This is a genomic window from Nostoc sp. ChiQUE01b (assembly GCF_034531255.1).
GTDB lineage: Bacteria > Cyanobacteriota > Cyanobacteriia > Cyanobacteriales > Nostocaceae > Nostoc.
The window spans coordinates 42,562-57,206 of sequence record NZ_JAVRBM010000060.1; the positions used below are offsets into that span (position 1 = coordinate 42,562).

Annotated in this window: 10 protein-coding genes; 4 read left to right on the forward strand and 6 right to left on the reverse strand. The window is 42.1% G+C overall.

Going from position 1 to position 14,645, the window contains the following annotated elements; translation table 11 throughout:
• The first annotated feature begins 79 nt into the window (after positions 1 to 79).
• Positions 80 to 3,433 (forward strand): efflux RND transporter permease subunit, encoded by a 3,354-nt coding sequence (locus tag RMY63_RS29455; RefSeq protein ID WP_322732098.1) that lies wholly within the window; start codon positions 80 to 82, stop codon positions 3,431 to 3,433.
• 706 nt (positions 3,434 to 4,139) lie between these two features.
• Positions 4,140 to 4,577: a DUF6918 family protein gene (locus RMY63_RS29460; protein WP_322732099.1), complete on the forward strand. Its 438-nt coding sequence runs from the start codon at positions 4,140 to 4,142 to the stop codon at positions 4,575 to 4,577.
• A 170-nt stretch (positions 4,578 to 4,747) separates the two neighbouring features.
• On the opposite strand, the gene RMY63_RS29465 is transcribed toward RMY63_RS29460, so the two are convergent.
• A complete protein-coding gene (locus RMY63_RS29465; protein ID WP_322732100.1) occupies positions 4,748 to 7,024 on the reverse strand; it encodes a glycoside hydrolase family 65 protein in 2,277 nt (758 codons plus the stop codon).
• A gap of 637 nt (positions 7,025 to 7,661) precedes the next feature.
• On the opposite strand from RMY63_RS29465, the gene RMY63_RS29470 reads away from it, so the two are divergent.
• Positions 7,662 to 10,307: an ATP-binding protein gene (locus RMY63_RS29470; RefSeq protein ID WP_322732101.1), complete on the forward strand. Its 2,646-nt coding sequence runs from the start codon at positions 7,662 to 7,664 to the stop codon at positions 10,305 to 10,307.
• On the opposite strand, the gene RMY63_RS29475 is transcribed toward RMY63_RS29470, so the two are convergent.
• The 5 genes from RMY63_RS29475 to RMY63_RS29495 form a co-directional block, all read right to left on the reverse strand.
• Positions 10,304 to 11,008: a helix-hairpin-helix domain-containing protein gene (locus tag RMY63_RS29475; RefSeq protein WP_322732102.1), complete on the reverse strand. Its 705-nt coding sequence runs from the start codon at positions 11,006 to 11,008 to the stop codon at positions 10,304 to 10,306. The genes RMY63_RS29470 and RMY63_RS29475 overlap by 4 nt on opposite strands.
• 21 nt (positions 11,009 to 11,029) lie before the next feature.
• Positions 11,030 to 11,371, reverse strand: coding sequence for an NINE protein (locus RMY63_RS29480; RefSeq protein WP_322732103.1), 342 nt, complete (start codon positions 11,369 to 11,371; stop codon positions 11,030 to 11,032).
• Positions 11,372 to 12,046: 675 nt separating this feature from the next.
• A complete protein-coding gene (locus tag RMY63_RS29485) occupies positions 12,047 to 12,442 on the reverse strand; it encodes a hypothetical protein (protein ID WP_322732104.1) in 396 nt (131 codons plus the stop codon).
• A gap of 258 nt (positions 12,443 to 12,700) precedes the next feature.
• Entirely contained in the window at positions 12,701 to 13,081 is a 381-nt protein-coding gene (locus tag RMY63_RS29490; protein ID WP_322732105.1) for a tetratricopeptide repeat protein, read from the reverse strand.
• Positions 13,048 to 13,515 (reverse strand): hypothetical protein, encoded by a 468-nt coding sequence (locus RMY63_RS29495; RefSeq protein ID WP_322732106.1) that lies wholly within the window; start codon positions 13,513 to 13,515, stop codon positions 13,048 to 13,050. The genes RMY63_RS29490 and RMY63_RS29495 overlap by 34 nt, the downstream gene beginning before the upstream one ends.
• Positions 13,516 to 13,995: 480 nt before the next feature.
• Here RMY63_RS29495 and RMY63_RS29500 point away from each other — a divergent pair, with 480 nt between their 5' ends.
• Positions 13,996 to 14,349: a hypothetical protein gene (locus tag RMY63_RS29500; protein ID WP_322732107.1), complete on the forward strand. Its 354-nt coding sequence runs from the start codon at positions 13,996 to 13,998 to the stop codon at positions 14,347 to 14,349.
• The last annotated feature ends 296 nt before the right edge of the window (positions 14,350 to 14,645 follow it).

The following is a 14,645-nucleotide window of genomic DNA, read 5'->3' on the forward strand; positions in this document are numbered from 1 at the left end:
AACCTTAATAAATCCTTATATTAATAAAAAGCTACTACGTTCCTAACCAGTCTTAAACTTTTCCTTTATTCCTTGATTTATGTTTGTCAATACCTTCATCAGACGTCCAGTCTTGACGACGGTCTGTACGTTCATCATTTTGCTGCTGGGAAGCATCTGTATTCCGATCCTTCCCATTTCTCAGCTACCAGACCTCGCTCCGGTGCAAATCACTGTTAGCTCTAACAATATTGGTGCGGATGCTCAAACAACAGAAAGCACTGTCACCAACATTATTGAGCGACAAATTAATGGTGTTAAAGATGTATCCTATATATCTTCTAATACAGGTAATGATGGTTCCAGCAATATAACTGTCTCTTTCCCAACTAATGTCAATAGTGATATTGCTCAAGTAAACGTTCAAAATAAACAAGCACTTGCTGAACCTCAACTGCCAGATGTTGTTCAACGAACAGGTGTCACTGTTGAAACGGCATCGAGCAGTCTGCTTCTCGTCTATGGGTTTTACTCAGAAAATAATGAGTATGACAACATTTTTATCAGTAACTATGTTGACCTGTATATTTTCGATCAGATCAAACGGCTTCCTGGTGTAGGAAAAGCCGCGATTTTTGGGGAGCGCAAATATGCTATGCGTCTCTGGCTCGATCCCAACAAGCTTGCCCAACATCAACTAACTCCTCAAGATGTGACAACTGCCCTGCAAGAACAAAATATTCAGGTGGGCGCAGGGGCAATTGGTAAGGAACCAGCACCAGATAATCAAAGCTTTGAATTTGCTTTACGGGCAACCAGTCGATTTAAAGATGCGGCTGAATTTGAGGACATGGTGCTGAAGGTAAGTCAAGGTGGCATTAATAGCACGACTAATAGCACGACTAATGGCACGACTAATGGCACGACTAATGGCACGACTAATAGCACTCTAGTTAAGGTCAGAGATATCGGTCGAGTTGAACTGGGAGCAGAGAGCTATCTTGCCGATGCCAAATTCACTATCCCAGGAAATGCTCCCAAGGCAGCCGTGGGTTTGGGTATATATCAACTTCCGGGTAGTAATGCCCTACAAGTTGCTCATGCTGTTGAAGACCAGATCAAAACACTAGAGAAGAATTTTCCACCTGGACTAAAAGCACAGTTGGCATTTGATACCACTCCATTTGTAGAAATTTCTTTAGAAGAAGTTCTGCACACTCTGGTTGAAGCGATTATCCTGGTGGTCTTGGTAATTTTTGTCTTTTTGCAAGACTGGCGTACCACGATCATTCCCACTGTTGCGATCCCCGTTTCCCTGATTGGGACGTGTGCGGCTCTATTGGTTTTAGGATTTCAGATTAATACACTGACTTTATTTGGTTTCGTTTTAGCGATCGGTATCGTTGTTGATGATGCCATTATTGTGGTGGAGGCAGTTGCAGTCAAACTAGAGCAGGGCATGAGGCCCTTTGAGGCAGCTGTCGAAGCCATGAAAGAGTTAACTGGAGCCATCATTGCCACTTCACTTGTACTCATGGCAGTATTCATTCCAGTTGCATTCATTCCAGGCACTACTGGGATTGTCTACAGACAATTTGCGTTAACCGTTGCTTGCTCCATTGGCATTTCGACCTTCAATGCCTTAACCTTCTCTCCGAGTATGGCAGCCATCCTCATGCGCCCGGCTCAGACTCCACGGGGCCCTTTGGGGTGGTTTTTTACGCAGTTTAATCGGGGATTTGGCTGGTTCACACGCCGATATGTCAGGTTTGTTAGCTACCTTACCCATGTCAAGCCGATTGTAATTGGGGTTTTCATTACTGGTTTACTAGCAACAGTTTTGATGTACAGAGCAGTGCCTACCGGATTTATTCCAGAGGAAGACCAGGGTTACTTCTTTGTCATTGTTCAGGGGCCTGACGGAGTTTCTTTGAAATACACCGAATCTGTGATGAATCGGGTTGTTAAAGAAGTAACATCGGTTCCCGAAGTTAGAGCTAGTTTTATGATCAGTGGTTTTGGTTTTGATGGCAATGCTTCTAATTTAGGCATTGCCTTTGCTAACCTAAAACCTTGGAAAGAGAGAGCTAAAGAATCTGAATCTGTCTATGGAATACTTCAGAGGATGAACAAAAAGCTCTCTACAATTACAGATGCTAGAGCGATCGCTGTGAATGCTCCTCCAGTTAGAGGATTAAGTACTACGGGTGGTTTTGAGTTTATCATTCAAGACAAAACCGGAACTGCGCCGATTCAAACCCTGGTTGATACTGCTCAAAAATTCATTGGGGCGGCGAATAAAAACCCTGCTCTCCAAGGAGTCTTCACTCAGTTCACCGCAGACACTCCTCAGTTTGACATCCAAGTGAACCGCAACCAAGCCAAAGCTCTCAACGTCGAACTCAACGATATCTTTGGGACATTGCAAAGTTACTTGGGGTCGCAATATGTCAATGATTTTGTACAGGGACAGCGACAGTATCGAGTATATGTCCAAGCAGATGGGGTTTTCCGCTCTAATCCAGATGATATTGGCAAACTGTATGTTCGCTCTGCAAATGGGGCGATGATTCCATTGAGCAGTTTGGTGAAAGTTACTCCCTTTGTGGGGCCAAAAACCATCTCCCATTACAACTTGTACAGGTCAATCAAAGTACAAGGCGCTCCGGCTCCCGGTGCTAGTTCTGGACAGGCGATTAAAGCGATGGAGCAACTAGCAGCAGAGGTTTTACCTCAAGGGTTTGGTTATGAATGGACAGGGACTTATCTCCAGGAAAAGACATCTGGGGGATCTACAGGCTTGATTTTTGCTTTAGCGATCGTGATTGTCTTTCTGGTGCTATCGGCTCAGTATGAAAGCTACATTGACCCGATTATTATTTTGCTGACAGTTCCCTTGGCAGTTTTGGGAGCAATGACGGCGATATGGCTACGTTCCAATATTTTCATGGCAAGTAGCCTTTTCCCAAAAGTGGTGGATGATATCTATTGCCAGGTAGGTTTGGTGACTTTGATTGGTCTAGCTGCAAAGAACGCAATTCTAGTCGTAGAATTTGCCAATCAGCTGCATGAGCAGGGCATGAGCTACACAAGGGCGGCAGTAAAAGCGGGAGAAGAACGTCTGCGACCGATCTTAATGACATCTTTTGCAGCCCTGTTAGGATTTTTACCCTTGGTAATCTCTGAAGGGGCTGGAGCCAGCAGCCGTTGGTCTTTAGGAACAGCGTTGTTTGGGGGGCTGATGCTTTCAACGTTCTTGAGTTTGTTCTTAGTGCCAATTCTGTATATTTTGGTTAAAAGTTTGGCTCAGGCTATATTACCTCGGAAGCGATCGGGAGGCTCAAACCCTCCAGATTCTCCAAATGGAGCTTCGGGAACTAGACATGAAGCTCTACCTGCTGGTTCAAGTCAGCCAGAGACACAACTCAGGTCACAGGAGGATGGGATAACCTAACTTTTGCCCTTCAGTCTCCTAGCAAAGTGCAGACTAGGGCGTGTTTTCAAAGTCTTAGATCCCCCTAACCCTCCTTAAAAAGCTACCGTGTACACACAAGTCTTTTAGAGTGGCTCCACGACTTTTAATCCCCCCAACCCCCTCTTGAAAAGCAAAGCTGTTTCATTCCCTCAAAGGCTCAAAAAAGACTTGTGTTGTGAACAAAAAGACTTGGTTATGAACGAGAAGACTTGTGTGTACACCGTAGCCTTAAAAAGGGGGGCTAAGAGTCTCTTAAAGTCCCCCCTTTTTAAGGGGGATTTAGGGGGATCTAAAAAGTTAGGGGGCTAAACCAGTAGTTTGAAAACACGCCCTAACCCTTTTTAACAAAAAGAGGCAGGCGGGCAGAGGGGTAGGGTGCAGGGGGAAAAGACCTCTTCCTGCTGCCGTGAATCAGAGCGGAACATGTTCTTACGTCCCCCATTTCTGATAAGTGGTTCTCGTACCCTACAAGAAGCTAGCGCAACAGGTAGGGTTGAATCCCTTTTCTGTTATGTTCCCCCTGCTCCCTGCCCCCTGCCTCCTGCCTCTTCGTTGAACTATGCAGCCTAAAAGCGTATCAACTTATCCACAACATCCTCTAACTCTGATACCATTTTCTGTAATTTCCTGCTTGCTAAAAAAATTAGTCGAATAGAAATTAACTACTTAGATAAGGAAGAGTGAAATGGGACTTAGCGACGGACTTTTGAACCCGACCAAAAAGACTATGGTCATAGAGGACTGTTGCAACATGATCGAAGGGCAGCTTGCATCCAAGTCAGGTATGAGTGGTATCGCTTTGAAAACTGCCTTTGCTGCTTTGAAAGGGGTTAAGCCAGGATACATTCCCTATGTCGTTGAGCAGATATTACCGCAATGCTTGACCGCTCTCGATCCCATCTGGAGTCAAGGCGTAGAGAAAGGCGATCCAGTTGAATATCTAAGTGCGAATCGCTCTGATACAGCAGATGCACTACTGGGTGTTACTGATGCGAGAGTCAAGAACTCAAACCGCCAAATCGTGCGAGGAACTTATGAAAAACTTCGCGGTTCAGCCAAAAAGCACGTAGAAGAAGCAGTGCCAGACTTAGCCAAAGTAATCAATAATTACACTAAGGTCTGAGCCAGAGAAGCAGAGACGCGATTAATCAATCGCGTCTTTTAGATTAATCGATCGGGCTTCAAGCTTCTAGTCAAGCGAGGGTAAACCCGCCCCCTCTGCACCTCTGCCCCTCTGCGGTCTTAATGATAAGTCTTTAAACCGGACACGATATGATTCACGCAAGAAGTCTATTAGCTAATTTTCGAGCATGTATCTGCCAAGGTGGGAACCTTAACTTCTGTTTCAGCTTGTAAGTCAAAGTCATACCACTCGTTACGCCATTGCAGGCGAAACTTCAAACGCGTCCAGTTAGGTGGTAGGTTGGGACAGGCAACGGGGCCAAATTGAGTCATCCGAATGCCGCCAAACCCAAAAACTACTGCTTGCCATACTCCTCCAGCACTGGCGGCGTGAATTCCTTCGGCTGCATTCAGTCTGACATCCTCTAAGTCTACCAAGGCCGATCGCAGAAAGTGTGTATAGGCTTCGATTGGTTGATTGAGGTCGCAAGCTAAGATAGCGTTAATGGCTGGGCCTAGTGAAGAACCATAACTGTGGTCGGTGCGTTGGGTGTAATAGTCCCAGTTGGTGACGAGGGTTTGATGGTCATAACGTTCGCGCAATAAATACAAGAGCATCAATACATCTGGCTGTTTGAGAATCTGCTTTTGGCTGGTAGCTTCAATTCCCAACAAACCTTGCAGAGATTTGCTACGCGGTTCGTAATCAGCAAGGTTAACGTCTTCTAGCTGGAAAAAGCCTTCAAATTGCTCAATTAAACCCGTTTGAGCATCTTCATTCACAAATAGACGCTCTTGGATTTCTGCCCAATGGTGCAGACGCTCTGTGGTTAAGTTGAGTTTTTGCACCAGTTGGGCTGAGGTTTCAGGATAAGCTTGTTTGAGCCAATCCCACAGTCCCAAAGCTGACTGCAAATGCCATTGTACCATGAGATTGGTGAAGGCATTATTATCGACGCGATCGTGATTTTCATCCGGGCCAATTACATCTAGGATGTCATAACTGTGGCGCTCTTGGTTCCACTGTACCCGACTTTCCCAGAAAACAGCCGTATCAAGGATAATTTCTGCGCCATAATCGCGCATCCAGTCATCATCATTAGTAGTCTGCCAGTAATGTAAAATTGCATAAGCGATATCAGCGGTGATATGCACTTCAATGTCACCGCACCAAATGCGGATTAATTCACCGTTGGCAGCAGGAACCCAGCGCGGAGTGACTTCATCGCCAGTAGTGGCACTTTCCCAAGCAAACATCGCTCCTTGATAACCTGCTTCTTGAGCTTTGCGTCTCGCTCCTGGTAGGGTGTGGTAGCGGTAAGTGAGCAAGTTACGCGCTAGGGCTGGTTGAGTTAAGGTGAGGAAGGGCAGGATGAATATTTCTGTATCCCAAAAGATATGTCCGCTATAGGCAAAACCGGAGAGGGTTTTGGGAGGAATGCTCACGCGGCTGTCGTGACGTGGTGTCACCGCTAGTAATTGGAAGAGATTGTAACGGACGCTCAATTGAGCCAAGCGATCGCCTTCTATAATAATGTCACTGTCTTGCCACATTTGCTCCCATGCAGTAATGTGAGCTGCCAACAGAGTAGTATATCTCGGTTCATCAGCGAGTCTTTGTAAGGCGGCGGCAATGGGGATTTCTGTCTCTCGTGAAGTAAACAGGGTGACAATCTTTTCTACAGTTACCGTTTTTCCGGGATATAACTCTAAGGTGGTTGTCAAAATGGGAGAACTAGAAGCATTTTCGATGCTCACGAGTGTAGTCTCGTCACCATCTACCACTAACTTAGCTGCCATCCCAAGTTGAATATTTGAGTAGAGAGTTTGACTGTTTAACCAGATAATCTGCTCTATGCCACCTTGGTTTAAGGTTCGCCAATGTTTGATGCCTTGAGTATCTGGTTCGCTATCAAATCCGGCTTCGACGGTAATTTCACCCTCAAAGTCTACCGATGTGATTTGAGCGCGAATCGCCAAAACATGTTGGTCTGCTAAACTGGCGAAACGCTCGAAGTGAAAATCTAGGGTATGACCATTAGGACTACGCCACCGCACATCACGGCTAACTAAACCTAAGCGTAAATCGAGCCGACGTTCGTAGTTAAGAATCTCACCACTGTCCATACTAAAGCGATCGCGTAGCGTCTTTGTAGGAGATTCGCCTGCAACTTTTACCACCAATGGCAGCCAGTTGGGACAGTTTACCAATTCGGTATGAGCAATTGTCACATCATCATAAACACCGTGGATGAGTGTGGCTGGAAAATCTTGGGAATACCCTTCCTCAAACGTACCCCGCACTCCTAACAACCCATTACCAAGAGTGAAGACAGTTTCTTTGTGATGTAACTGCGTCGGATTAAACTCCGTTTCAATAACGTTCCAGTCAGTATTGTCAATTAATTGCTGATTTTGTTGAGAATCGTGAGTGGATACGTTGAGCATGAATGATAAAACCTATGTCTTGGGGGTGGCTGTGGGCAGGATGCAGTAAAATTAGGAGGCAATCTTTAAGTGATTAACTCCTTTGCTTTAGCGCTTAGATTAAAAGATAGTCTGAACGCCAAAAAACACGCTTCTGATAACAGTAACGCTTCAAATTTCATCTGTCTACAGTTAGATTTCTTTAAAAATGCCAGTTGTAACTCATAAATCTCAACTAGCTACGAATTGATTCAGCTTTTCATTAATTTCTTTCATATTTAGGACTTACGCAAAAATTCCTAAAAAGCTTAATTTATCGAACCGCCTTCTCTACGAGAGGCTTCCGCCAACGCGTAGCGTCTCGTAGAGAAGACGCCAAGAGCGCCGAGAATTCGTAGAGTGTGCGTAAGTCCTAATATTTACAATTAACGTAAGACGGCGATTTATCGCGTCTTTGTCTTTGTGATGGACGTTAGTCATATTTTGGCTAGTAAAATTTACAGGTGCAGTTAAGTAACGTTTTGTTCTTTTACCAGAAGTGGTATATTGGCACTTGACCCGACCGAGTACAAACTATGTATAAGCCCACAGGACAGCAAACTCGAGGTGTTGTACTCAATACTACAGAACAGGAAGGGGGAGTAGGGGGAGTGGGCAGATGAATAAAAATACTGGGCAAGGTAGTGTTTTTTCCCTGTTTAAAAGCGTACCTCTAAGTCGCATTTTGGTAGCGTTATTTCTGCTGCAAATCTTGCTAGCTGTGGGATTGACTGCATACTTATCAATCGGAAACGGGCAAAGGGCAGTCAATGAGGTAGCTAACGAATTACGTCATGAAGTTGCCAATCGAGTTGAGCAGAATTTACAAACTTACTTGGCAACTCCGCGTCAGGTACTACGCAGTAATCAAAATGTGATTAACATGGGGTTGCTGAAGATAGATAATTTGGCAACCTGGGAGTCATACTTAATAGAGCAGTTAAAGATTTTTCCAGATGCGTTGGCAATAACTGCAAGCAATGAGCAAGAATATTTAGCGGTGGAGAAGTTCAACGATCGCCAATTTTTACTCAGAAAAGCCGATAAGTCAACTGGGTACGACCTCTACACCTACATCATTGACTCTCAAGGTGAACGTACTCAATTACCAGAGGTAATCAAAAACTATGATGCGCGATCGCGTCCTGATTATCAAACAGCAGTTACCGCCAAAAAATTCAGCTTTAGTCAGATTTTTACACCCCGCACGGAACCAACACTCCTAATTAGTGCATCTCAACCCATTTATAACTCCCAAGGCGAATTACTCGAAGTCAACAGCACTCTGACTCACATATCACAAATTGGGGATTTGCTGCAAAACATCAAAGTTGGCAAGTCTGGGCAAATTTTTATTATCGAGCGATCGGGGCTATTAGTTGCAAGTTCCACAAGCGAAGAACCATTCCGCTTACAAAATGGTAAACCGATTAGGTTGAAAGCTTCCCAAAGCGGGAATTCTTTGACTCAAGCAGCCGCTAAATATTTAGCAACTAAATTTAATAACTTTGACCAAATTCAACGCTTACAGCAACTAGATTTTTCCTTAGATGGCAAACGGCAATTTTTAGAAGTTAGACCGTTACAGGGCGAACCAAATATCAATTGGTTGATAATAGTGGCTGTCCCAGAAGCAGACTTTATGGGACAAATCAATCGCAACATTCAAACTACAATTATTCTCTGTTTGGGAGCATTGGGACTAGCTGCTGTATTGGGGATTGTCACCGCCCGGTGGATTACTGTGCCAATTTTGTACTTCAGCAGGGCGACAAAAGATTTAACTGATTTTACCAATGGCGAAAACTCAGTGGTGAAAGTACAAGGTATTAAAGAATTAGAGGTGCTGGGTGAATCTTTTAATGAAATGGCGCAAGATTTACGCAAAACCTTTACTGCACTGATTAGCAAAAATGAGGATTTAGAACTGCAAGTTAAGCAGCGAATTCAAGAATTACAGCAAGAGATTCAAGAACGCATTAACAGCGAACGAAAACTGGGACAGCATCATCAAGTACTCACAGAACTGGCAAATCACAAAGCAGTTTTTGAAGGAAATTTAGAAATAGCATTCAAAGCGATCGCCGAAAAAGCAGCCAATGCTTTAGAAGTAGAGCGAGTGAGTGTGTGGTTATTCAATAGCGAGCGCACCAAGCTACAATGCATAAGTCTTTATGAACGTAGCAATCAGAGACATTCGGCAGGTTTAGAACGCAACCTTGCAGATTATTTAATCTACTTTAAAGCTCTGGTAACTTCTGGTACTATTGCCGTCTCCGATACTCGCGCCGATCCACGGGTACAAGAATTATGGGATAAATTGCTCGAACCAAATAATATTGTATCTCTAATTGATACCAGTCTTTGGGTTGGGGGCGAAATGGTAGGAACAGTATTATCTGAACAGGTTGATATTCCCCGGAAATGGGAACTGAGCGAGCAAAACTTCGTGAGATCAATCGCGGAAATTGTCGCCCTAACTTTAGAAGTATGCGATCGCAAACGCGCAGAATCCGCGCTACGTGAGGCTAAAGAAATCGCCGAAGTCGCAAATCGTGCGAGAAGAACCTTTTTAGGAAACATCAACCACGATCTGAGGAATCCCTTAAGCTCCATTCTAGGAATCACAGAGGCACTCAAAGATCAAGTGTACGGCCCTGTGAGTGAAGAACAGCGCCAGTCTCTAAATATGCTCGAATCTAGCGGTAAAAATTTACTAGAATTAATTAACCAAATCCTTGACTTTACCGACACCGAATCCAGCAAGATAGAACTGCAACTAGCTGCTACTTCGATTCAAGGAATATGTGACTCCTGCTTGAGTTTTGTCAAACATTTAGCCTTCCAGAAAAATATCCGGCTGACGGCACAAATACCTGAAGAACTCGAACCCATCCAAGTCGATGAACGCCGCATTCGCCAAGTATTTATCAACTTATTGACTAACGCGATTAAGTTCACTAAAGAAGGAGGCGAAGTTTGGATTGAAGTGCAGCCAAATTCTACCAATGAATATATCTTTATCAGCGTGGTAGATACGGGTATTGGAATGCTTTCTGATGACCTTTTTAAATTATTTCAACCATTTGTGCAAGTTGAAAATGCTTCTACTCGTCGTTCTTCAGGCACGGGTTTAGGATTAGTAATGGTGCAAAAAATTGTCGAGTTGCATGGTGGCACTGTCCACGCCGAAAGTCAGTTAGGTAAAGGTAGTCGATTTACAGTCAAACTTCCTTGGAAAAAAGCAAAGGAGTGGATAGTCTAAGCTATGTGACGATAAGTATTAAACGGTAATCCAGTGCGCTGCTTCACATCAATCAATGATTTATACTCACCTCGTTGCTGCCTTTCGGTAACAATTTGTTCTGCGATCGCTCCATCCAATCCACAGGCAATCAATTCATCAGTTGAATATGTGTTTAATCGTTTCCAAGAAAAATCAACTTCTTTTTTGTAGTTGTAGCTAAAAGTAATCAGTGGTGTAATTCGATCTACCTGCTTTTCGGGAATTCCGGCTATTTCTATTAACTCTTCTACATGAGTGAAAACATATCCCTCATTCATCAATGATTCGATGTTATTTGCATAAACTATCGGTAGCCCTAAATAATTAACTAGTTCATGTTTTGAGCATTCATTAATATCTACTTTCTCACGAGTATTTGCAACTAATTTTGCTAACTCTTGTTCTTCTGGAATTGGTAAATTCTTCGGATAAGTTTTGATTAAATAATATTTTTTCAGGTAAAAAGCAACGCCAATTTGAGCCATCCAGATGGCAAATGCTAAACTATTTGCCGATAAAGCTAAAGCTAAAATAGAGATGCTAATCCCGATGAAAACCCAAGTTTTAGTCTTAGATTTATAGCCCGCATAGACAATTGCAAATCCCCCCAATGTCGGAATTAGTGATAACCACACCCAAGTAGGAGTTTGTCGAAACCAAGATTTAGATTGTGACATCATAAATCGACTGATAATTTTAATTTACAAAGATTTCAGAAGCTTTTGGCGCTTTTCTTCATACTCTTCTGCGGTAATTATCCCAGAATCAAAAAGATTTTTTAAATCAGCTAATGCACTGGTTGCATCTTTTGCAGAGACTGCTCCGCTTGTGCTTGCTAGACCTTGATTATACTTGGTATTGAATTCGGAATCTGGCATCAAAACTAGGACGAAGAACTCAACAAAGGCTATTAAAGATGGAATACAAGTCCAGAAAAACAATAAGTACAAAATACCTGCTACATTTTGTCCTAAATAAAATTTGTGAATTCCCAGCCACCCGCCAAAAAAGCAAAGTATAATTGCTGTGGATTTAGTCTTCATGGTATTTCCTTCTTTAGTTAACTCTAATAAGTATCTATTGGCATACAATACAAAGAAAGTTTTTGAGCTTTCCCGATCATTTATGTGGTTTGCTAGTGAATTTTACCGTCCAAAAATAAATAGCGAGTATACATAGCTGAGATTCCATTAAAACTAAATATCCTTTAACTATGTAGTTTAAATCTAAGTTGGAATTGAAATAAAAAATCAGAGAACCAATTGCTAGATATGGAACTAAACGCAACTGATGAAGTTTAAGTTTGAGTCTTTGGTTATTTAAGTTGCTCATCAGTAGATAAAGTTATGTTGAGCAATAATTGCTTATAAACAATCGAGCGGTTATTACAAATTTGTTTGGTTTAACAGATATTGACTCTTCTTTAAAGCCAATTTTAGTTAATTTCTATCTGTTAAACCTCACGAATTTTACCGACTTTACTTATATTTACATCAATAGAGTTACGTAAAGTTTCTGATGACTAAAGTAAAATGCACAGCATAAAAAATCACTTAAGTTTTGCCTTATTTGCTGTTTTAGACAACAGAACAATGTAAAATTTAAGCATGACAGTGATTAGCAGTTCTTGTTTTGCTTTGCATAATTCCTCTTCGTGCCTAAAAACCTGCTAAAAACAGGCTTTGCTTCAATAGTGCAGACTTAAGTCTGAGGCGCTTTTATGCAGTTGCAGCATCCTTAGTAAGTGCTTCCTCTGAAGTCGCTTTCAAGCGGGTTGCTCTGCTTTTACGGATGCGATCGCTTTTGCGAACCCCACCCGCCATCTCATATTCACGGCTATCTTTACCGTATTTAAAAGCAACTCCAATGAGCATTTTCTCAGTTAGACTGCTTAAATTTTTGTCCAATTCGTCCATCTCAGTTTTAGAAGAGTCAATCACAGCTAGAGCAGTATTATAAGCATCTATCTTGGTACGGTATTGCTCAATTAATTGTGTCATGCTTTCTAAGTTGCGCCCATCACCAAAATCCATAATCGGATCGATGGCTTTAAGTCCCGCTGTTCTTAATTCAGCTTTTTCTAGAACGCGGTATGTACGTTTTTGACGCGACATAAATGTATCCTTTTTATCTGCTTTAAAGCTAGTTTGCCTCACTAAAGCTGGATCTTAGTTCAGTAAAGTCCTCATAAATTAGTATTTAATATAACTATAAATTCAGTATTTCACGCAAAAGTCGTGAGTTTGTTAATGAAACTGGTGAGTTTGTTAATGAAACTCGTGAGTTTGTTAATGAGACTCGTGAGTTTGTTAATGAAACTCGTGATTTTGTTAATGAAACTCATGATTTTGTTAATGAAAACCATGATTTTATTAATGAAAACCATGATTTTTTTGTTGGATTTCTTGGAGTTTAGCTGTGGCATCTTCTACAAAGATTTGATAGGGAATCTCTCTAGCAAGGTCAATAGCGCGATTGAGCGCATCTACAGCCTCTTTTTGCCGTCCCAGTTTTAAGAGAATTTCAGATGTGAAGTAAATCAAATTACGACTTTGGCTATACTTGTCACCAATTTGGGTATACAGTTCTAACGCTGCTTGACAATACTCTAAACCCAAAGTTAAATTTTCTTCCAAGATGCCAATTTCCTGTAAAGTATTAGCTTCACCCAAACGATCGCCAATCTCGCGGTAGAATGCCAATGCAGTTTCGTAGCGCTCTAAGGCTTCGCTGCTGCGTTTGAGGAACTGCAAGACATCGCCGATTGCTTGTAATGTATTAGCTTCACCCAAGCGTCTCCTTTAGTAACTCTTGCTTTATTTCCGCTCCCCTTCATTCGTGTCCCTCTGACAACAGTTCCCCGATTTGTCCCTGGCTGAGGGGGAGTTGGTTGTACAGACTGTCTACCCCAAAGGTTACCAAAGATGAGTTGGAAAATATTAACTATAAAGGCTCCCAATAACGCAATGCCAATCTTTTCAACCAATCCTCTGACATTTGATGTTTTAGCAACTTCTCCAGACAACCATGCCCAAATTCCTGACAAGAGAGCAAGTTCAATTACTACAGCAATAACCAAGAACCAGCTACCCCGAAAGGTTCTTAGTGGGGGTAATTGATTAATCAGATACCCAGAAACCACACCGATAAATGCAGCTACTAAAATCTGTAAAAACTCGTTTGGCATAGCAAAATAAACTAATTCGGTTGCGATTTTGCTTCATTAAGCTGAATTTACTATACACCCTGGATACTTAACGCCATACTGAATATCTAGATTGGTATCGCTGGTAGTGAGAAAGCACCTGTTTGTTAGCAACGTCTACGATGGCTACGCTGACGCAATCTTAGCGCTTTGTGTGCTGAGTGCGTTGGCATAGCCCGCCGTAGGCATCGCTCTACTGCGACTGTTAAATATCCTTAATTTAATGCTGGCATATCTTAACGAACTTAACTGCGATCGCAAAGAAACTGAACCAGATAATTCAATTTCCAAAGCGATGCCAAAGCTATAACTTAGTTCATCACTAAAACAGCAAAAATCATTGACACGCTAAGTATATACGCAATAAAATTATCATAGTTGAACCTAACAATAGAGTTAATCAAAACATTTTTCCCAGAGAATAATAGACAAGCAATATCAAAAATAATTTGGATCAAACAAATGAACGCTAAAATTATTGCTTTCTTGGGGATTACGGCAGCCTTTGCAAGCTTAGGAAGCCAAGTCTCTGCTCAATCACCAGCATCAAACTCAACTCCTGGACAATACAGATTAACTGGTGATTCTCTAGTTGGAATCGATCAAAAAACAGCCCAAGATGACTTTAAAAGTTTTTTTGAGCAAACTAATCCAGCAAGTCTCTCCAACAATAATAGAAGAGAAAATAAAACTCCAGCCCAAATCCGCTTTAACGAATCATTATCACAGCCAGACACTTCAGTTTTCTTAACACCAGCTCAGTCAGGCAGTGACAATGATGGATTGCAAGTACAGTTAGATATAGGGAGAGAATAATCAAGTATAAAGGCTGACGCTGTAGTTTTAATTAATTTTGCATTGCCTAAAATCCTTGCTAATAGTCTGTTAAGTTTAAATTAGTAAGGTCAACAAGTTTGTAGTAAGAACTTTAGTCTTTAATTTTCTCAGCACTAAAGTGCTTACTACAAACTTTTCATTACTAGGTTACACATTAGACTTCTTGCATAAATCAAAAAAAGAACCCCACTTTTGACTCTCTCGTTCCCATGCGGAGCCTGGCGCGGATTTCTCACAAAATCTGAAAAAATGGGATCAAAAACTGCGACAATGTA